General features: G+C 64.6%; 15 protein-coding genes and 2 tRNA genes. 4 read left to right on the top strand and 13 right to left on the bottom strand.

Annotated elements, in window-relative coordinates; genetic code table 11:
• Positions 1 to 5: 5 nt before the first annotated feature.
• From nuoG to MWN34_RS01690, 11 genes are all read right to left on the bottom strand, one after another.
• Positions 6 to 2,084 carry an NADH-quinone oxidoreductase subunit NuoG gene (nuoG, locus tag MWN34_RS01740; protein ID WP_247025915.1) on the bottom strand — a complete coding sequence of 693 codons (2,079 nt, stop codon included), beginning with the start codon at positions 2,082 to 2,084 and terminating at the stop codon, positions 6 to 8.
• A gap of 6 nt (positions 2,085 to 2,090) precedes the next feature.
• On the bottom strand, positions 2,091 to 3,392 hold the full coding sequence (gene nuoF, locus MWN34_RS01735; protein ID WP_247025913.1) for an NADH-quinone oxidoreductase subunit NuoF: 1,302 nt from the start codon (positions 3,390 to 3,392) through the stop codon (positions 2,091 to 2,093).
• 10 nt (positions 3,393 to 3,402) lie between these two features.
• Positions 3,403 to 4,266 carry an NADH-quinone oxidoreductase subunit NuoE gene (gene nuoE, locus MWN34_RS01730; protein ID WP_247025911.1) on the bottom strand — a complete coding sequence of 288 codons (864 nt, stop codon included), beginning with the start codon at positions 4,264 to 4,266 and terminating at the stop codon, positions 3,403 to 3,405.
• A 36-nt stretch (positions 4,267 to 4,302) separates the two neighbouring features.
• Positions 4,303 to 5,499, bottom strand: a complete 1,197-nt coding sequence (locus tag MWN34_RS01725; RefSeq protein ID WP_247025909.1) for an NADH-quinone oxidoreductase subunit D — start codon at positions 5,497 to 5,499, stop codon at positions 4,303 to 4,305.
• Positions 5,500 to 5,508: 9 nt separating this feature from the next.
• Positions 5,509 to 6,123 (bottom strand): NADH-quinone oxidoreductase subunit C, encoded by a 615-nt coding sequence (locus tag MWN34_RS01720; RefSeq protein WP_247025908.1) that lies wholly within the window; start codon positions 6,121 to 6,123, stop codon positions 5,509 to 5,511.
• A 33-nt stretch (positions 6,124 to 6,156) separates the two neighbouring features.
• Positions 6,157 to 6,738 carry a NuoB/complex I 20 kDa subunit family protein gene (locus MWN34_RS01715; RefSeq protein ID WP_247025906.1) on the bottom strand — a complete coding sequence of 194 codons (582 nt, stop codon included), beginning with the start codon at positions 6,736 to 6,738 and terminating at the stop codon, positions 6,157 to 6,159.
• Positions 6,729 to 7,094: an NADH-quinone oxidoreductase subunit A gene (locus MWN34_RS01710; RefSeq protein ID WP_247025904.1), complete on the bottom strand. Its 366-nt coding sequence runs from the start codon at positions 7,092 to 7,094 to the stop codon at positions 6,729 to 6,731. The genes MWN34_RS01715 and MWN34_RS01710 overlap by 10 nt, the downstream gene beginning before the upstream one ends.
• A gap of 279 nt (positions 7,095 to 7,373) precedes the next feature.
• Positions 7,374 to 8,372 (bottom strand): UDP-glucose 4-epimerase GalE, encoded by a 999-nt coding sequence (gene galE, locus MWN34_RS01705; RefSeq protein WP_247025902.1) that lies wholly within the window; start codon positions 8,370 to 8,372, stop codon positions 7,374 to 7,376.
• Positions 8,373 to 8,545: 173 nt separating this feature from the next.
• Positions 8,546 to 9,484, bottom strand: a complete 939-nt coding sequence (locus tag MWN34_RS01700) for a metallophosphoesterase (RefSeq protein ID WP_247025900.1) — start codon at positions 9,482 to 9,484, stop codon at positions 8,546 to 8,548.
• Positions 9,485 to 9,625: 141 nt separating this feature from the next.
• Positions 9,626 to 9,702 (bottom strand) — tRNA-Asp (locus tag MWN34_RS01695).
• A 57-nt stretch (positions 9,703 to 9,759) separates the two neighbouring features.
• A tRNA-Asp gene (locus MWN34_RS01690) sits at positions 9,760 to 9,836 on the bottom strand.
• Between the two features lie 595 nt (positions 9,837 to 10,431).
• On the opposite strand from MWN34_RS01690, the gene MWN34_RS01685 reads away from it, so the two are divergent.
• The 3 genes from MWN34_RS01685 to kdsA all read left to right on the top strand — a co-directional run bounded on the left by MWN34_RS01685 (position 10,432) and on the right by kdsA (position 13,931).
• Positions 10,432 to 11,856: a mannose-1-phosphate guanylyltransferase/mannose-6-phosphate isomerase gene (locus MWN34_RS01685; protein ID WP_247025898.1), complete on the top strand. Its 1,425-nt coding sequence runs from the start codon at positions 10,432 to 10,434 to the stop codon at positions 11,854 to 11,856.
• Between the two features lie 238 nt (positions 11,857 to 12,094).
• The gene (locus MWN34_RS01680; RefSeq protein WP_247025896.1) at positions 12,095 to 13,051 is read left to right on the top strand and encodes a KpsF/GutQ family sugar-phosphate isomerase; all 957 of its coding nucleotides are present in this window, start codon (positions 12,095 to 12,097) and stop codon (positions 13,049 to 13,051) included.
• A 22-nt stretch (positions 13,052 to 13,073) separates the two neighbouring features.
• The gene (kdsA, locus tag MWN34_RS01675; RefSeq protein ID WP_247025894.1) at positions 13,074 to 13,931 is read left to right on the top strand and encodes a 3-deoxy-8-phosphooctulonate synthase; all 858 of its coding nucleotides are present in this window, start codon (positions 13,074 to 13,076) and stop codon (positions 13,929 to 13,931) included.
• Positions 13,932 to 13,968: 37 nt separating this feature from the next.
• On the opposite strand, the gene MWN34_RS01670 is transcribed toward kdsA, so the two are convergent.
• Both MWN34_RS01670 and MWN34_RS01665 read right to left on the bottom strand, forming a co-directional pair.
• Positions 13,969 to 14,346: a VanZ family protein gene (locus MWN34_RS01670; protein ID WP_247025892.1), complete on the bottom strand. Its 378-nt coding sequence runs from the start codon at positions 14,344 to 14,346 to the stop codon at positions 13,969 to 13,971.
• A gap of 49 nt (positions 14,347 to 14,395) precedes the next feature.
• Positions 14,396 to 15,895 (bottom strand): phosphomannomutase/phosphoglucomutase, encoded by a 1,500-nt coding sequence (locus MWN34_RS01665; protein ID WP_247025890.1) that lies wholly within the window; start codon positions 15,893 to 15,895, stop codon positions 14,396 to 14,398.
• 216 nt (positions 15,896 to 16,111) lie between these two features.
• Between MWN34_RS01665 and MWN34_RS01660 the strand changes: the two genes are divergently transcribed.
• Entirely contained in the window at positions 16,112 to 17,197 is a 1,086-nt protein-coding gene (locus MWN34_RS01660; protein ID WP_247025886.1) for an NAD-dependent epimerase, read from the top strand.
• Positions 17,198 to 17,255: the final 58 nt, after the last annotated feature.

The raw sequence follows: 17,255 nt of genomic DNA, 5'->3' as shown, positions 1-17,255 counted from the left end.
CGTCCTCACTCGGCCGCAACCGCGAGGCGGCTCTTCGCCAGCGCGGCACATTCCGCCATCACCGCGGAGGCCCGGGCGATCGGGTTGGTCATGTAGAATTCGCTCACCGCGGCGCGGAACGGGGTGCGCTCCAGCGGTCCGGTGAAGCCGGCGAGGCGCGAGACCGCTGCCGCATCCGCCGGCTCGACATGGTCGATCCGGGCAAGATGGGGGTGCGCCGCATAGAGCGCCGCGCGAAGCTGGGCGAGCGAGTCATAGGGCAGGCGCTGGCCGAGCACGTCCGACAGCGCGCGCAGCACCGCCCAGTCCTCGCGCGCCTCGCCCGGCGGGAAGGCGGCACGGGCGGCGAGCTGGGCGCGACCTTCCGTGTTCACATAGGTGCCCGACTTCTCGGTATAGGCGGCGCCCGGCAGGATGACGTCGGCGCGGTGCGCGCCACGGTCGCCATGGGTGCCGAGATAGACCACGAAGGCACCGGGGGCGATGTCCACCTCGTCCGCGCCGAGCGCGAACAGCACGTCGACCCCGCCCGGCGCGGTCATGGCGCCGGTGTCGAGACCGCCCTGCCCCGGAACCGCGCCCACATCGAGCGCGCCGACGCGGGAGGCCGCCGTGTGCAGCACGGCAAAGCCGTTCCAGCCCTCCTTCACCGCGCCGACGCTCTCCGCAAGCTTTGCGGCCAGCGCCAGCACGGCGGCGCCGTCGGCCCGGGCGAGAGCGCCCTGCCCGATCAGGATCAACGGACGTTCGGCACCCTTGAGCTTCTCGGCGAAGGCACCGCCTTCCAGCAGGCTCGACAGCGTGTCGGTGCCAGCGCCCAGATAGTCATAGGTGTAGGTCAGGTCGACCGCTTCGCCGATCAGGCCGATCGGGAAGGCGCCGCGCAGCCAGCGCTTGCGGATGCGCGCATTCAGCACCGAGGCCTCGCGGCGCGGATCGGAGCCGATGATGAGCAGCGCGTCGGCATCCTCGATGCCGGCAATGGTCGGGTTGAACAGATAGGAGGCACGCCCCAGCGACGGGTCGAGCGCGACGCCGTCCTGCCGGCAGTCGATATTCGCGGAGCCAAGACGGGTGATGAGGTCCTTCGCGGCGAACGCCTCCTCCACCGACACCAGATCGCCGATCAGCGCGCCGATGCGGTTGGCCGGCGTCGCCTTCACCTTGGCGGCGATGGCGGCGAAGGCCTCCGGCCAGCTCGCCGGCCGCAGCCTGCTGCCGACGCGGATATAGGCTCGATCGAGGCGCTGGGTCTTGAGCCCGTCCCAGATGTAGCGGGTCTTGTCGGAGATCCACTCCTCGTTCACGTCCTCGTTGAGACGCGGAAGGATGCGCATCACCTCGCGACCGCGGGTGTCGACGCGGATGTTGGAACCAACGGCGTCCATCACGTCGACGGACTCGGTCTTCACCAACTCCCACGGCCGGGCGTGGTAGGCGTAGGGCCGCTGGGTCAGCGCGCCGACCGGGCACAGGTCGACCACATTGCCCTGCAGCTCGGAGGTCAGCGACGCCTCGAGATAGGTGGTGATCTCCATGTCCTCGCCGCGGCCGATGGCCCCCAACTCGGCGACGCCCGCGACCTCGGTGGTGAAGCGGACGCAGCGCGTGCACTGGATGCAGCGCGTCATCGAGGTCTTCACCAGCGGGCCGATATACTTGTCCTCGACCGCGCGCTTGTTCTCGGCATAACGCGAAGTGTCCACGCCATAGGCCATGGCCTGGTCCTGCAGGTCGCACTCGCCGCCCTGGTCGCAGATCGGGCAATCCAGGGGGTGGTTGATGAGCAGGAACTCCATCACCCCCTCGCGCGCCTTCTTCACCATGGGGCTCTTGGTGAGCACCACGGGCGGCTCGCCATTCGGGCCGGGGCGCAGGTCGCGCACGTTCATCGCGCAACTGGCGGTGGGCTTGGGCGGACCGCCCTTTACTTCCACCAGGCACATGCGGCAATTGCCGGCGATGGAGAGGCGCTCATGGAAACAGAAGCGCGGAATCTCGGCGCCCGCCGCCTCGCACGCCTGCAGCAGCGTGTACTCGGCGGGAACCTCGACCTCGATGTCGTCGACGATGATCTTGGCCATGGTCTGTTACTCCGCCGCAACCGGCACGGGATCGGAATGCGGGTTCGCCGAATACTGGTCGATGCGCTTTTCGATCTCCGGGCGGAAATGCCGGATCAGGCCCTGGATCGGCCACGCCGCCGCATCGCCGAGCGCGCAGATGGTGTGGCCCTCGACCTGGGTGGTGACCTGAAGCAGCAGGTCGATCTCGCGCTTCTGCGCCCGGCCCTGCGCCATGCGGTCCATGACGCGCCACATCCAGCCCGTGCCTTCCCGGCACGGCGTGCACTGGCCGCAGCTCTCATGCTTGAAGAAATAGGAGATGCGCGCGATCGCCCGGATGATGTCGGTGTTCTTGTCCATCACCAGCACGCCGGCCGTGCCGAGCGTGGACTTGGCGGCGCGGCAGCCGTCGAAATCCATGATCAGCTCGGCGCAGTCCTCCGCCGGGATCACCGGACAGGAGGCGCCACCGGGGATGATGGCGAGCAGGTTGTCCCAGCCGCCGCGTACCCCGCCGCCATGCTTCTCGATGAGTTCCTTGAAGGGAATGCCCATCGCCTCCTCGACCACGCAGGGCGTGTTCACATGGCCGGAGATGCCGAACAGCTTGGTGCCGACATTGTTCGGCCGGCCGATTGAGGAGAACCACGCCGGACCGCGGCGCAGGATGGTTGGGGCGACCGCGATGCTCTCGACATTGTTCACGGTCGTCGGGCAGCCATAAAGGCCGACATTGGCCGGGAAAGGCGGCTTCAGGCGCGGCTGGCCCTTCTTGCCTTCCAGGCTCTCGATCAGTGCCGTCTCTTCGCCGCAGATATAGGCGCCGGCGCCATGGTGGACGACGATGTCGAAGTCCCAACCGTGCACGTTGTCCTTGCCGATCAGCCGGGCCTCATAGGCCTGGTCGACGGCGGCCTGCAGATGCTCGCGCTCGGTGATGAACTCGCCGCGCACATAGATATAGGCGGCGTGCGCGCCCATCGCGAAGCCAGCGATGAGGCAGCCCTCGACGAGATGATGCGGGTCGTGCCGCATGATCTCGCGATCCTTGCAGGTGCCCGGCTCGGATTCGTCGGCATTGACAACGAGATAGTGCGGACGGCCATCCGACTTCTTCGGCATGAAGGACCACTTCAGCCCGGTCGGGAAGCCCGCACCGCCGCGCCCGCGCAGACCCGACGCCTTCATCTGGTCGATGATCCAGTCGCGGCCGGCTTCCAGAATGGTCTTGGTGCCGTCCCAAGAGCCGCGCTTCAGCGCGCCCTGGAGGCCCCAGTCGTGATAGCCATAGATATTGGTGAAGATGCGATCCTTGTCGGCAAGCATGGTTCGCTCCTCAGCTCGGCTTCACGCCGTTGGGCTTGTCGGCGCCGGGCTTGGCCTGCCCGGTCGCATCCGCGCTGCCCTGTGCCTTCACGGCCTCGGCCACCGGCGGCTTGGCCGGTGCGGGATCGTTCTTGGGCGGGGCCGGCGGAGCCGCAGCGGCAGCAGGTTCGGCAGCCGGTGCCTCGGCGGCCGCCTTGGCCGCCGCGATCGCCGCAAGGGCGGCGGCAAGGCCCTCGCCCTTGCCGACCATGGAGCCGTCATAGAGACTCGCCTCGGTCAGCACGCGCAGGCCGGTGACCGGCTCGGAGCTGCGGCGCCCGTTCTGCGGACCCGTCTTCGGCGTCTCGCCGCGCTCGAACGCGTCGAGGATATTCTCCAGATCCTCCGGCGTCAGATCCTCATAGACGTCCCTCCAGACCTGGATCATCGGCGCGTTCACGCAGGTGCCGGCGCATTCCACCTCTTCCCACGACAGATCGCCGGATTTCGACAGATGGAACGGCTCCTCATGAATGCGGCGCTTGCACACATTGATCAGGTCACCCGCCCCCCGCACCATGCAGGGCGTGGTGCCGCACACCTGGATGTGGGCGCGCTTGCCAACGGGGAGAAGCTGGAACTGGGTGTAGAAGGTCGCCACCTCATAGACGCGGATGGGGGCCATGCCGAGCATGTCGCCAACCAGCCGCATCGCCGGTTCGGACAGCCAGCCGCCCGCCTGCTCCTGCGCACGCATCAGCAGCGGGATGACCGCGCTGGCCTGCCGGCCGGGCGGATATTTCGCAATGGTCTTCTCAGCCCACGCCTGGTTCTCCGCCGTGAAGGCGAAGCTCTCGGGCTGAAGCTCCTGCGGCGCAAGCCTGCGGACGGACATGCCGAACCCTTCCGATCGGACCACCTGGCACGAGGCTCAGCGGTCCACTTCTCCGAACACGATGTCGAGCGATCCGAGGATCGCCGAGACGTCCGCGAGCATGTAGCCGCGGCACATGAAATCCATGGACTGCAGATGCGCGAAGCCGGGCGCGCGGATCTTGCAGCGATAGGGCTTGTTGGTGCCATCGGCGACGAGATAGACGCCGAATTCGCCCTTGGGCGCTTCGACGGCTGCATAGATCTCGCCGGCCGGCACGTGGAAGCCCTCGGTGTAGAGCTTGAAATGATGGATGAGCGCCTCCATCGAGCGCTTCATCTCGCCCCGCTTGGGCGGCACGATCTTGTTGTCCACCGCGGAAACCGGGCCCGGCTCCTTCAGCAGACGATCACAGCACTGCTTCATGATGTGCGCCGACTGGCGCATCTCTTCCATGCGGATGCAGTAGCGATCGTAATTGTCGCAGTTCTTGCCGATCGGGATCGCGAAATCGAGCTCGTCATAGCACTCATAGGGCTGCGAGCGGCGCAGGTCCCACTTCGCGCCCGAGCCGCGCACCATGACGCCCGAGAAGCCCCATGCCCACGCATCCTCCAGCGACACGATGCCGATATCGACATTGCGCTGCTTGAAGATGCGGTTGTCGGTCAACAGACCCTCGAGGTCGTCACAGACCTTCAGGAAATGCGGGAGGAAATCGCGGATATCCTCGATCAGCTTCACCGGCAGGTCCTGATGGACGCCGCCGGGCCGGAAATAGGCCGCATGCATGCGCGAACCGGAAGCGCGCTCATAGAACACCATGAGCTTCTCGCGTTCCTCGAATCCCCACAGCGGCGGGGTGAGCGCGCCGACGTCCATCGCCTGCGTGGTCACGTTGAGCATGTGGGAGAGGATGCGACCGATCTCAGAATAGAGCACGCGGATGAGCTGGCCGCGCTTCGGCACCTCGATGCCAAGCAAACGCTCCACGGCGAGGCAGAAGGCATGCTCCTGATTCATCGGCGCGACATAGTCGAGCCGGTCGAAATAGGGCACGGCCTGCAGATAGGTCTTGGTCTCGATCAGCTTCTCGGTGCCGCGATGCAGCAGGCCGATATGCGGATCGACACGCTCGACGATCTCGCCGTCGAGTTCGAGCACGAGACGCAAAACGCCATGCGCCGCAGGATGTTGCGGACCGAAGTTGATCTGGAAGTTGCGGACGTTGTCGACCGGAGCGGGGGCGTTCATCGTCTCACCTCAGCCCGCCTTCGGGGCGGTTGCCTTCTCGTCGCCCGGGAGCACGTAGTCCGGCCCCTCCCACGGCGACAGGAAGTCGAAGTTGCGGAACTCCTGGTTCAGCTTCACCGGCTCGTAAACCACGCGCTTGCGCTCGTCGTCATAGCGCACCTCGACGAAACCGGTGGTCGGGAAATCCTTGCGCAGCGGGTACCCGTCGAAGCCGTAATCGGTCAGCAGGCGGCGCAGCTCCGGGTGGCCCGAGAACAGGATGCCGTAAAGATCATAGGCCTCGCGCTCGAACCACAGCGCGCCGGCGTAGACGCCGGTTGCGGACGGAACCGGCGTCACCTCGTCCGTCTCCACCTTCACCCGGATGCGGGCGTTCAAGGTGGGCGACAGCAGGTGATAGACCACGTCGAAACGCTTCTCGCGCTTCGGCCAGTCCACGCCGCAAATGTCGATGAAGCTGACGAACCGGCAGGACGGTGCGTCGCGCAGGAAGGTCAGGACATTGACGATCCGGTCGGCCGCAGCGAGGAGCGTGAGTTCGCCATAGGCGATCTCCGTGCCCAGCACTGCGTCGGGGAGCGCGTCCGCAATGTGGGCGGCAAGCTCTTTAAGGGTCTCGTCCATCTCGCTCTCGCGCGTCGTGTTCTGCCTGGAGCCTCAGCGCTCGATCGTACCGGTGCGGCGGATCTTCTTCTGAAGAAGCAGCACACCGTAGAGCAGCGCCTCCGCCGTGGGCGGGCAGCCGGGAATATAGATGTCAACGGGCACGATCCGGTCGCACCCACGGACCACCGAGTAGGAATAGTGGTAATAGCCGCCGCCATTGGCGCAGCTGCCCATCGAGATGACGTAGCGCGGCTCCGGCATCTGGTCGTAGACCTTGCGCAGAGCGGGGGCCATCTTGTTGGTCAGCGTGCCGGCGACGATCATCACGTCGGACTGGCGCGGTGAGGCGCGCGGCGCGAAGCCGAAGCGCTCCACGTCGTAGCGCGGCATGGAGACCTGCATCATCTCGACCGCGCAGCAGGCAAGACCGAAGGTCATCCACATCAGCGAGCCGGTGCGGGCCCAGTTGATGAGGTCGTCGGTTGCGGTGACGAGGAAGCCTTTGTCGGCGAGCTCGGCATTGACCTCGACGAAGAACGGATCGGTGGCGCCGACCGGCTTGCCGGTCGAGGGGTCGATGATGCCCTTGGCCGCGGGCGCGACCAGCGGGCCGGAGGAAGCGGTCAGTCCCATTCCAGCGCTCCCTTGTTCCATTCATAGACGAAACCGACAGTGAGCACGCCGAGGAACACCATCATCGACCAGAAACCGACATTGCCCAACTCCCCGAACGTGATCGCCCAGGGGAAGAGGAAGGCGACCTCCAGATCGAAGATGATGAACAGGATCGACACCAGGTAGAACCGGACGTCGAACTTCATGCGCGCGTCGTCGAAGGCGTTGAAGCCGCACTCATAGGCCGACATCTTCTCGGGATCGGGACGACGGAAGGCGACCAGGTACGGGGAAACCAGCAGCGCGAGGCCGATGACGGCCGATACGCCAATGAATATGACCACCGGAAGGTAGTCCTGCAGCAGGCTGTTCATAGCCGGCGAATCTCCCATGAGGAGTGCGACGCTCGCCCCGATTTCCGCAGTTGCGAAAAATTCAAAGCACGGAGGCAGGCTTATCGCACCGCCACAAGTGAGGCAAGGGCATCTCACACGGATCGTCGGCGGCTGGCATACAGAATTCACGATGCTCGCCGGCGCGTGGCCAAACGGCGCGGAAACGCCGCCGGAAGCGGTCGAACCTTACAAAATCGCACGTCGAATCCCGCGCTTGTGATGCGGCGGGCGCGTGGGACCAGGACTGGGCTAATTCACTCAAAAACCATTGCGTTTTGCGAGGAACCGTTCCCACGAAAGTGCATGGCTGGTGATTAGATCGAGGTCAGCGAGCCGCGGCATCCAGCCCAGCGTCTCGCGAATCCGCTCTGCCTTGGCGACGATCCCTGCAGGATCGCCAGGCCGGCGCGGCGCAAAGCGGACGGGAAAATCGACGCCCGAAACACGCTTCACCGTGTCGATCACCTCCCGCACCGAATAGCCGCGCCCATAACCGCAATTCACCACCAAGCGCTTGCCGGTGCCTTCGGCGCTGCCAAGATACCGCAGTGCATCGAGATGCGCGGCCACGAGATCAGAGACGTGGATGTAGTCCCGGACGCAGGTTCCGTCCGGTGTTTCGTAGTCGGTGCCGTATATGTCGATGCCGTTGCGCTTGCCCGTCGCGGCTTCGGCCGCAACCTTGATAAGATGTGTCGCCTGCCTGCTGGACTGCCCTGCCCTGCCCTCCGGATCGGCGCCAGCAACATTGAAATAGCGCAGTGCGACGTAGCTGAGCGGATGGGCAACGGACGCATCGCCGAGCATCCATTCGCTCATCAGCTTGGAACGCCCATAGGGGGAGATCGGGGCGAGCGAGGCCTGCTCGGACACCGGGTCCTGCCCGACCATGCCGTAAACGGCGGCGGTGGACGAAAAGATGAATTTCTCGACGCCCGCAGCGATCACAGCCTCAAGGAGGGCGCGGGTCTTCACCGTGTTGGCGAGATAATAGCCCAACGGATCCGCGATCGATTCCGGCACGACGATGCGGGCCGCAAAATGGATCACCGCATCAATCTCATGCCGTTGGACGAGGCGACGCACCAGATTCGCATCCGCCACGTCCCCCTGCTCGAAGGTCGCGGCAGGATGAACGAGCCAGTCGAAGCCTGTTGACAGATCATCAAGAACGACCACGTCAATTCCGGCGTCAATCAATGCGAGAACCATGTGGCTGCCGATATAGCCAGCCCCGCCAGTCACAAGAACAGACACGTCATCTTCCTCGATTCGCGCTCCATCATGGAACGGGTATACGGCAGACAATTTACATGCCACCGGCCGGATCGGGATATGGATTCACCGCTGCGTCAGCGCCATCTCGCGCGACTTCGCAACGGGCCGATCTCTTTGCGGCAAGGGTGAGGCGTCGGAGCGGCGGCTGCCGCTCATCCTGGGACAGCGCCGGAAATCGCGCCCGGCGCCGCGGAATCGTGTCCGAGTTCGATCAGCACGATCTCCGGGGGCACTCCGATCCGCACCGGCAGATTCGAGCAGCCGAGCCCACCGTTCACGATCAGATGCTTTCCGTGTTCCACGATGTGCCCGTAACGATAACGGTCGCCGAAGCGGGAGGCCGAGACCGGCGACCAGCCTGCGATGCGAATCTGCCCGCCATGGGTATGCCCTGAAAGCGTGAGGGCATAGCGATTTGGCATTCGGCTGAAGATGTCCGGCTCATGCACCATCATAATCGCCGGCTCATCGCCCTCGATCCGCGCCGTGGTACCCTCAAGGTCGTGCACCCCGTCGTAAGCGCGCGTCCCAGTACCCGGCAGTGCGATCGTGTCGCCGAGGCCCGCCAGCCAGAATCTATGGCCCTTGTGGTCGAGGCGGACGACGTCGTTCTCCATCACCGGGATGCCGGCCGCCTCGAGAGCGATCCGCGCCTTGACGGGGCCTCGGCGAGTGAGCTGGGCTTCCGGATCCTGCCACCAGTCATGATTTCCGAGGATGCTCCACACTCCAAGAGGCGCCTTCAGATCGGCCAGCCGGCGCGCGAGCTCCGGCAATGGCACGAGGCGGGGAGCGAAATCGATGTTGTTCGGATAGTCGCCGAGCAGGAGCACGATGTCGGCCTGCAGCGCATTCGTCGCAGCGACGATCCGCTCCACCCGTCCAAGCCCCATCCATGGATCAGCCACATGGAAATCGGACAGAACCGCGATGCGCAGCGGGAAATCGGCAGGCCAGTTCGCCGGTGCCGGGCGATAGCGGGTCACCACCAGGCGCACCATCGGCTCGATGAAGCCGCCATAGACCACCGGCGCACCAAGCACGAATGTCGTGCCGGCGAGGAATGTCCGGCGGGTAATGAGCTGTACCATGGAAATCCGGTCGGGGGATGGAAGCGCAATGGCGAGGGCGTCGATATCGTCCGGCCACGCCTTGTGAAGCAATCCCGAAGCCAAGCAGGATAAGAGGTCGATATGGATCGAGAACGGCCGTCTCGTCGGTGATGGAAGATCTGGCGGGAGTGACGGGGCTCGAACCCGCGACCTCCGGCGTGACAGGCCGGCGCTCTAACCAACTGAGCTACACCCCCGAAGCGCGCGCATGCTTCCGGGCCTATGCCCGTCCACTGCTTCGCAATTTCGGTATATGGCGGGAGTGACGGGGCTCGAACCCGCGACCTCCGGCGTGACAGGCCGGCGCTCTAACCAACTGAGCTACACCCCCGAACGACGGACAGAGGAGGCCTCGCCGTCAGGTGAGGCGGGTCGTAAGGCACGCCCCATGGGGTGTCAAGCGCGGAAGATGACCGCCATTCAGAATTGGAATGTCATCCACAGACCGTCCTGGCCGTCCGGGGATGTCGTTTCGGCAGGAAAGCCGGCACGCCCTGAGCAGTGCACTGGCCACTCCGATCATCATGCCATGGCGTTCCGAGCTTCGATCGCCCGGAAGACCCTCGCGCGCCAAGTCCGGACCACGCACGAATCCGGAGTTTCAACGACCCTGCTTTTGATCCGGGCACGTCCTGCAAGGAAAAACAGCAGCAAACGGACGGAAAAGATGAACGCACCCCTTCCGTGTGAGAACGGATGGATCGATGTCCGCCGTCGGTTCGCGACACGATATCATTCCGTGGAGAAAAGCATGACGCATGGCGAGGTCGTACGTCTTGCGACGATCCACGGCGCAATGGAAAGGTGCAGGCCCATTCCCGATCGCCCTCGTAAGCGCTTCTTGGCGACGTCGCATAAATCCTGCATGTTGAACAAACGACCGCACGCCATGCGCATGTGTGCGACGATGTTCCCGGAGGTTAGGAATGCTGAGCCCTTCACCCATTGTGCCGGTCATTCTGGCTGGCGGTAGCGGCACGCGCCTCTGGCCGATCTCGCGGGACAGTCTTCCCAAGCAGTTCCAGTCGCTTGCCAGTGACCGTACGCTCTATCAGGAGGCGCTGGAACGGGTTGCCGATCCCACGATCTTCACCGCTCCGCTCGTGTTGACGCATGAGGATTTTCGGTTCTTCGCCCGCCGGCAGGCGAGCGACATCGGCATTGAGGCAACCGTGGCCCTTGAGCCGACGCGCCGCGATTCCGGGCCCGCGCTGATTGCAGCAGCTCTCCTCGCCCAGCGCATCGCGGGCGAGCATTGCCTGGTGATGTCGCTTGCAGCCGACCATGTGGTGGGCGACCGACCCCTGTTCCGCGACGCCGTGTTCAAGGCGGCATCCGCCGCAGCGGCCGGCAACATCGTCACCTTCGGCATCAAGCCGACCGCCCCGCGCACGTCATACGGCTATATCCGACCTGGCACTCCCCTGGAGCAGGACGGTTCCTATGCCGTCGACACCTTCGTCGAGAAGCCCAACACCGCAACGGCGGAACGTTATGTTTCGGAAGGCTATCTGTGGAATTCGGGGAACTTCATGTTCCCGGCGGCTCTGCTGATCGAGGAAGCTACACGCTTTGAACCCGAGATTGTCGAAGCCGTCCGCGCGGCCGTCGATAATGCCGCCGAGGACCTCGGTTTTCTGCGCCTCGACGTGAAAGCCTTCGGTGCGGCTCCAGCCAAGTCGATAGACTATGCCGTCATGGAGCGCACCCGTCGGGCCGCCGTGATCGAAGGGGTGTTCAGCTGGTCGGACATCGGCAGTTGGAACGCCGTCCACGAACTGGGTGAAAGCGACGTGGCCGGCAACGTCACTCGCGGCGCGGTGGCGCTGCTCGACAGCCGCAACTCCTATGTGCGCTCGGACGGCCCGCTCGTGGCGGCCGTCGGACTCGACGGCATCTCCGTTGTCGCCACCGAAGACGCGGTGCTGGTGATGCCGACCTCCCGCTCAGAGGACGTGAAACCGCTCGTCGCCAAGCTTAAGGCTGAACGCCACGTTCAGGCGAACGAACATCTGAAGGCCCACCGCCCTTGGGGCACCTACCAGACCATCTGCCGCGGCGACCGCTTCCATGTGAAGAAGATCGTCGTCGAGCCCGGCGGGCGCCTCTCGCTGCAGAAGCACTATCACCGCGCCGAGCACTGGATCGTGGTCAAGGGGACGGCCGAGGTCACGCTCGACGGCAAGGTCTTCGAAGTCCGCGAGAATGAATCGACCTATCTGCCGCTCGGCGGCGTGCACCGGCTCGCAAATCCCGGCAAGATTCCGCTTGAGCTCATCGAGGTACAGACCGGCTCCTATCTCGGCGAGGACGATATTGTTCGCATTGAGGACGTCTACAACCGGAACTGATCGGGGGCACGCCCTCAGGATCACTGCAGGCGTCGGCGCCACAAGGCACCGGCGCCTTTTTGCTGTCCGGCCATAGCCCCCAGATTTGCCTTCATCGCGGAACGATCCTATGTGACGGGACCCGATCCACCGTGCCGGCGCATGCTGCCATGCGCATCAGTGAAGGAAAGCCGCCTTGGGTGACAGTCTCCGCGACAGAACCGACGCCGCTCTTCCGGACGCCGGCAGTGAGGCTGGCATGAAGATGGGCCTGCTGCGAACCGTCGCGATCGAATCCCAGGCAATGGGTGCGCTTGCTGAAGCTTTGCGCGGACACCTCGGCGATGAAACAAGCCGGGCCGTAGCGGCGATGGAGGTCGCCCGCGGGCGTGTCATCGTCACCGGAATGGGCAAGAGCGGCCACATCGGAAGAAAGCTTGCCGCGACCTTCGCCTCGACAGGCACACCGTCGCTGTTCCTTCACGCTGCCGAGGCAAGCCACGGCGACCTTGGCATGGTCACCCCGGACGATGTGCTGTTGGCTATCTCATGGTCCGGCGAAACGGCAGAACTCAGCGACATCATCGCCTATGCCAAGCGTTTCGCCGTCCCGCTCATCGGCATGACCTGCAATGAGGCTAGCGCGCTCGGCCGTGCTGCCGACATCGTGCTTCAGCTACCGCGCGTGGAGGAAGCCTGCCCGAACAAGCTGGCACCGACGAGCTCGACCCTGGTCCAGCTCGCCCTCGGCGACGCCCTGGCGATCGCGCTGCTCGAGCGGCGCGGCTTTTCGCCTTCAGACTTCCGGATCTTCCATCCCGGCGGCAAGCTCGGCGCGCGTCTGCTCAAGGTGGCCGATCTCATGCACGTCGGCGAAACCATGCCGCTGGTTGCGCTGGGCACGCCTATGAGCGCGACCCTTATCGAGATGACCGGCAAGCGGTTCGGTTGCTGCGGCGTGGTGGACGCACAAGGCGCCCTCGTCGGCATCGTGACCGACGGAGACCTGAGACGTCGGATGGGAGGCGAGCTCCTCGACCGCCGGGTGGAGACCGTGATGACCCCGAATCCTCGCGTGGTGCGCCCGGACGAACTCGCGAGCGCCGCGCTCGGCATGATGAATCGCGGTCAGGTGACTGTCGTGTTCGTCGTGGCCGAACACGCGCCGGTCGGCATCCTTCATATCCACGACGTCCTGCGCGCCGGCGTCGCCTGACGCCCGCATCTCGGAGAGATCCATGAACACGACCGCCACCTCCGGCGCCAATGCGATTGTCAACGTCGGCTCCGTGCGGTTCGGCAACAACCTGCCGATCGCCCTGATCGCCGGGCCATGTCAGATGGAAAGTCGCGAACACGCGTTGGAATGCGCCGCCGCCATCCATGAGATAGCCGGACGCCGTGGAATCGGCATCGTGTTCAAGACATCCTTCGACAAGGCGAACCGGACCTCGATCCGCGGCGCGCGCGGCATGGGTCTGTCAGCCGCCCTGCCGGTCTTCGCCGAGATTCGCGAGCGGTTCGGCATGCCGGTGCTCACCGATGTGCATGAAGCCACCCAATGCGAGGCCGTCGCCGAGGCGGTCGATGTTCTGCAGATTCCCGCATTTCTGTGCCGGCAGACGGACCTTCTCATCGCAGCCGCCGAGACCGGGCGGACGGTGAACGTCAAGAAGGGCCAGTTCCTGGCGCCCTGGGACATGAAGAACGTCGTCGCCAAACTGACGGACAGCGGCAATCCGAACGTGCTGGTGACCGAGCGCGGCGCCTCCTTCGGCTACAACACGCTGGTCACGGACATGCGGTCCCTGCCGATCATGGCGGAGCAGACCGGCGCACCGGTGATCTTCGATGCCACCCATTCGGTCCAGCAGCCCGGCGGCCAGGGCACGTCGTCGGGCGGCGAGCGCCGCTTCGTGCCGGTGCTGGCGCGCGCGGCCGTGGCGGTAGGGGTCGCCGGCCTGTTCATCGAGACGCATCCGGATCCCGATCATGCGCCGTCGGACGGCCCCAACATGATCCCCCTCTCCCGGTTCGAGGATCTGGTCGCACAGCTTCAGGCCTTCGACCGGGTCGCGAAATCCACTCAGCTCTGAGCTTGCGCGCGTCTGAGGCGTTGCAGGCCGGGCGCGCTCAACGCAGCGCGCTCGGCAACCGACGGCCAATGACGCTCACGAGAGCCGTACCAAGCAGAGCGCCCGCACCGCTGAAGACGAAATCCAGCATCTGCGGCGTGCGTCCCGGCGAGAACGCCTGAAGACCCTCCATCGCGCCGGCGAGCGCGACGAGGAAGACCGCAGCGCGCCACATGGTCCGCGGCATACCGAAGAACGCAGCCGCCCAGAAGATCGCCGTGCCGAAATAGGCCATGAAGTGCTCCATCTGCTTGGGAGCACCCGTGCGCGCCATCTCCTGTGCCGGCAGCAGCGACAGGACGGCGATAATCACCAGACAGACAATGCCTGAAAAGAGGAAGAGCCGGCGAAATGGTAGTGTTGCGAGAAGCGACATCAACCTGTCCCATGGGGCCGCCGACAGTGCCGGCGGCCGCTGGTGAGCTTCAGATGGTCTGGTTGTAGGCGCCCACTTCGGGATGCGTGCGCAGGACGCCATCGACCGCACGGAAAATATCGTGCATCCGCTGCTCCGAAACCGGGCTCTCGACCACGACGACAAGTTCCGGCTTGTTGGAGGAAGCGCGCACCAGCCCCCAAGAGCCGTCCTCGACCGTCACGCGCACCCCGTTCACGGTAACAAGGTCGCGGATCTTCTGCCCGGCGACATCACCGCCGTCGGCCGCCACCTGCTGGAAATGCTTCACCACCTGATCGACCACGCCGTATTTGATCTCGTCCGCGCAATGCGGCGACATGGTCGGCGAGGACCAGGTCTTGGGCAGCGCATCCTTGAGCTCGGAGAGCTTCTTGCCGGGATTGCGATCCAGCATGTCGAGCACGGCGATGGCCGAAACCAGCCCATCGTCATAGCCACGGCCGACCGGCTTGTTGAAGAAGTAATGGCCGGACTTCTCGAACCCGACCAGCGCCCCGCTCTCGTTCACGCGGCGCTTCATGTAGGAATGGCCGGTCTTCCAGTAATCGGCCTTGACCCCGTTCGCCTGCAGCACCGGGTCGGTAACGAACAGGCCGGTCGACTTCACGTCCACCACGAAAGTCGCGCCGGGATGCAGCGCCGACAGGTCGCGAGCGAGCAGCACGCCGACCTTGTCCGCGAAGATCTCGTCACCCGTGTCGTCCACCACGCCGCAACGGTCGCCGTCGCCGTCAAAGCCGAGGGCGACATCGGCCTTGTGCTCGAGCACGGCGTCCCGCATCGCATGGAGCATTTCCATGTCTTCGGGATTGGGGTTGTATTTGGGGAAGGTGTGATCGAGCTCGCAGTCGAGCGGAATCACCTCGACCCCCAGCGCTTGGAGGATGGCGGGGGCAAATGCGCCGGCCGTGCCGTTGCCGCAGGCCACCACGGCCCGAATCTTGTTCCTGAGCTTCGGCCTGTCGGTGAGATCGCGCATATAACGAGCCGGGAAGTTCTCCTCGAAGACGAAGGATCCACCGTCGCGAAGCTTGAACTCCGCATTCAGCACGATGTCCTTCAACCGGCTCATCTCGTCGGGGCCGAAGGTCATCGGGCGGTTCATGCCCATCTTCACGCCGGTCCAGCCATTGTCGTTGTGTGAGGCCGTCACCATTGCGACGCACGGCACATCGAGCTCGAACTGCGCGAAATAGGCCATCGGCGACAAAGCGAGCCCGATGTCGTGTACCTTGATGCCGGCGGCCATCAGGCCGACGACCAGCGCATTCTTGATGGAAGCGGAGTAGCCGCGAAAATCGTGGCCTGTCACCAGTTCCGGCCGGACGCCGGCTTCATGGATCAGGGTGCCGAGCCCCATGCCGAGCGCCTGCACACCCATGAGGTTGATTTCGCGCTCGAACAGCCAACGGGCATCGTACTCGCGGAAACCCGTGGGCTTCACCATGGGCTCGGATTCATAGGCGGCGGTGTTCGGCACGAGACTGGGCTTGGGGCGCGGGAACATTCGACCTTCCGTGACCAATGCGATGAGGGCGGTGGCAGACCCTGCCATGCGCGAGCGCATTTTGCGAGTATTGTGCGAAGCAAAAATAAGGGCGTAAGGCAGCGCGAAGCCTTTCGCCATGTTGACTGTTGCAATGCAGCACTACCAGCCATGCCACACGATGGTTATGCTGGGATGGTGTTGCCCTTTCGGCACCCGAGAGTGAGACCGGACCGTATGCCGCACAAGGCCAGCGATAGCCAGACAACGCCTGTGCTCGTTACCGGCGCTGCGGGGTTCATCGGGTTTCACATTGCGCGACGCCTGCTCGAAACCGGAACGCCGGTGGTCGGCATCGACAATATCAACAGCTATTACGACCCTCGCCTGAAGCAGGCCCGTCTCGCGGTGCTGGAAGGGAAAGAAGGTTTCCGTTTCCAGAAGCTCGATCTCGCGGATCGCGATGCGACGGCTGAGCTGTTCGCCACTCTGCGCCCACGCCAGGTCGTGCATATGGCCGCCCAAGCTGGTGTGCGGTACTCGCTGAGCAATCCTCACGCCTATGCCGATTCCAATCTGCTCGGCTTCCTGAACGTACTGGAAGGGTGCCGCCACTGCGGAGCGGAGCATCTCCTCTATGCTTCATCCAGCTCGGTGTATGGCGCCAATGCCGCCCTGCCCTTCCGTGTCGGAGACAACGTCGACCATCCGCTCAGCCTGTATGCCGCCACGAAGAAGGCCAATGAGCTGATGGCGCACACCTATAGCCATCTCTACGGCCTACCGACCACGGGCTTGCGCTTCTTTACCGTCTATGGCCCCTGGGGCCGGCCGGACATGGCGATCTTCCTCTTCACGGACGCGATCCTGCACGGGCGTCCCATCGACGTGTTCAACAACGGCGCCATGCGGCGCGATTTCACCTATATCGACGACGTGACCGAAGCCGTTCTGCGCCTCATCGACAAGCCCGCCGCACCGAATCCCGCCTGGAATGCGGAGGCGCCGGACCCGGCAACCTCGCTTGCGCCGTACCGGATCTATAATATCGGGAACAGCGAACCGGTTGGACTTCTCGATCTCATCGATGTGGTCGAGGCCGCCTGCGGCCGGAAAGCCGTGCGCAACTTCCTGCCGATGCAGGCCGGTGACGTAAAGGCGACCTATGCGGATGTCGCGGCACTGAAGCAAGCCGTCGATTTCGCCCCACGCACACCGGTCGACGAAGGCGTCCGGCGTTTCGTCACATGGTACAGCGACATCTATCTGAGGCAGATCGCGCCTAACAATGAGATGTGTGGGGATTCTTCGCCTGCTCTTTAGACAACAAGCTTTCGTTGATCCTCCGCCGCGCTGGCGCGCCATTTGCACGGCGGAAGGC

It is taken from the genome of Ancylobacter crimeensis, from assembly GCF_023016805.1.
In the GTDB taxonomy this organism is placed as follows: Bacteria; Pseudomonadota; Alphaproteobacteria; order Rhizobiales; family Xanthobacteraceae; genus Ancylobacter; species Ancylobacter crimeensis.
This window is presented reverse-complemented; position numbering and strand designations above follow the sequence as displayed.

What these genes read in the sequence shown, in the direction of transcription:
- nuoG (WP_247025915.1), bottom strand. Translation starts at nt 2,084, where the DNA reads ATGGCCAAGATCATCGTCGACGACATCGAGGTCGAGGTTCCCGCCGAG.
- nuoF (WP_247025913.1), bottom strand. Translation starts at nt 3,392, where the DNA reads ATGCTTGCCGACAAGGATCGCATCTTCACCAATATCTATGGCTATCAC.
- nuoE (WP_247025911.1), bottom strand. Translation starts at nt 4,266, where the DNA reads ATGTCCGTCCGCAGGCTTGCGCCGCAGGAGCTTCAGCCCGAGAGCTTC.
- MWN34_RS01725 (WP_247025909.1), bottom strand. Translation starts at nt 5,499, where the DNA reads ATGAACGCCCCCGCTCCGGTCGACAACGTCCGCAACTTCCAGATCAAC.
- MWN34_RS01720 (WP_247025908.1), bottom strand. Translation starts at nt 6,123, where the DNA reads ATGGACGAGACCCTTAAAGAGCTTGCCGCCCACATTGCGGACGCGCTC.
- MWN34_RS01715 (WP_247025906.1), bottom strand. Translation starts at nt 6,738, where the DNA reads ATGGGACTGACCGCTTCCTCCGGCCCGCTGGTCGCGCCCGCGGCCAAG.
- MWN34_RS01710 (WP_247025904.1), bottom strand. Translation starts at nt 7,094, where the DNA reads ATGAACAGCCTGCTGCAGGACTACCTTCCGGTGGTCATATTCATTGGC.
- MWN34_RS01700 (WP_247025900.1), bottom strand. Translation starts at nt 9,484, where the DNA reads ATGGTACAGCTCATTACCCGCCGGACATTCCTCGCCGGCACGACATTC.
- MWN34_RS01685 (WP_247025898.1), top strand. Translation starts at nt 10,432, where the DNA reads ATGCTGAGCCCTTCACCCATTGTGCCGGTCATTCTGGCTGGCGGTAGC.
- MWN34_RS01680 (WP_247025896.1), top strand. Translation starts at nt 12,095, where the DNA reads ATGAAGATGGGCCTGCTGCGAACCGTCGCGATCGAATCCCAGGCAATG.
- kdsA (WP_247025894.1), top strand. Translation starts at nt 13,074, where the DNA reads ATGAACACGACCGCCACCTCCGGCGCCAATGCGATTGTCAACGTCGGC.
- MWN34_RS01670 (WP_247025892.1), bottom strand. Translation starts at nt 14,346, where the DNA reads ATGTCGCTTCTCGCAACACTACCATTTCGCCGGCTCTTCCTCTTTTCA.
- MWN34_RS01665 (WP_247025890.1), bottom strand. Translation starts at nt 15,895, where the DNA reads ATGTTCCCGCGCCCCAAGCCCAGTCTCGTGCCGAACACCGCCGCCTAT.
- MWN34_RS01660 (WP_247025886.1), top strand. Translation starts at nt 16,112, where the DNA reads ATGCCGCACAAGGCCAGCGATAGCCAGACAACGCCTGTGCTCGTTACC.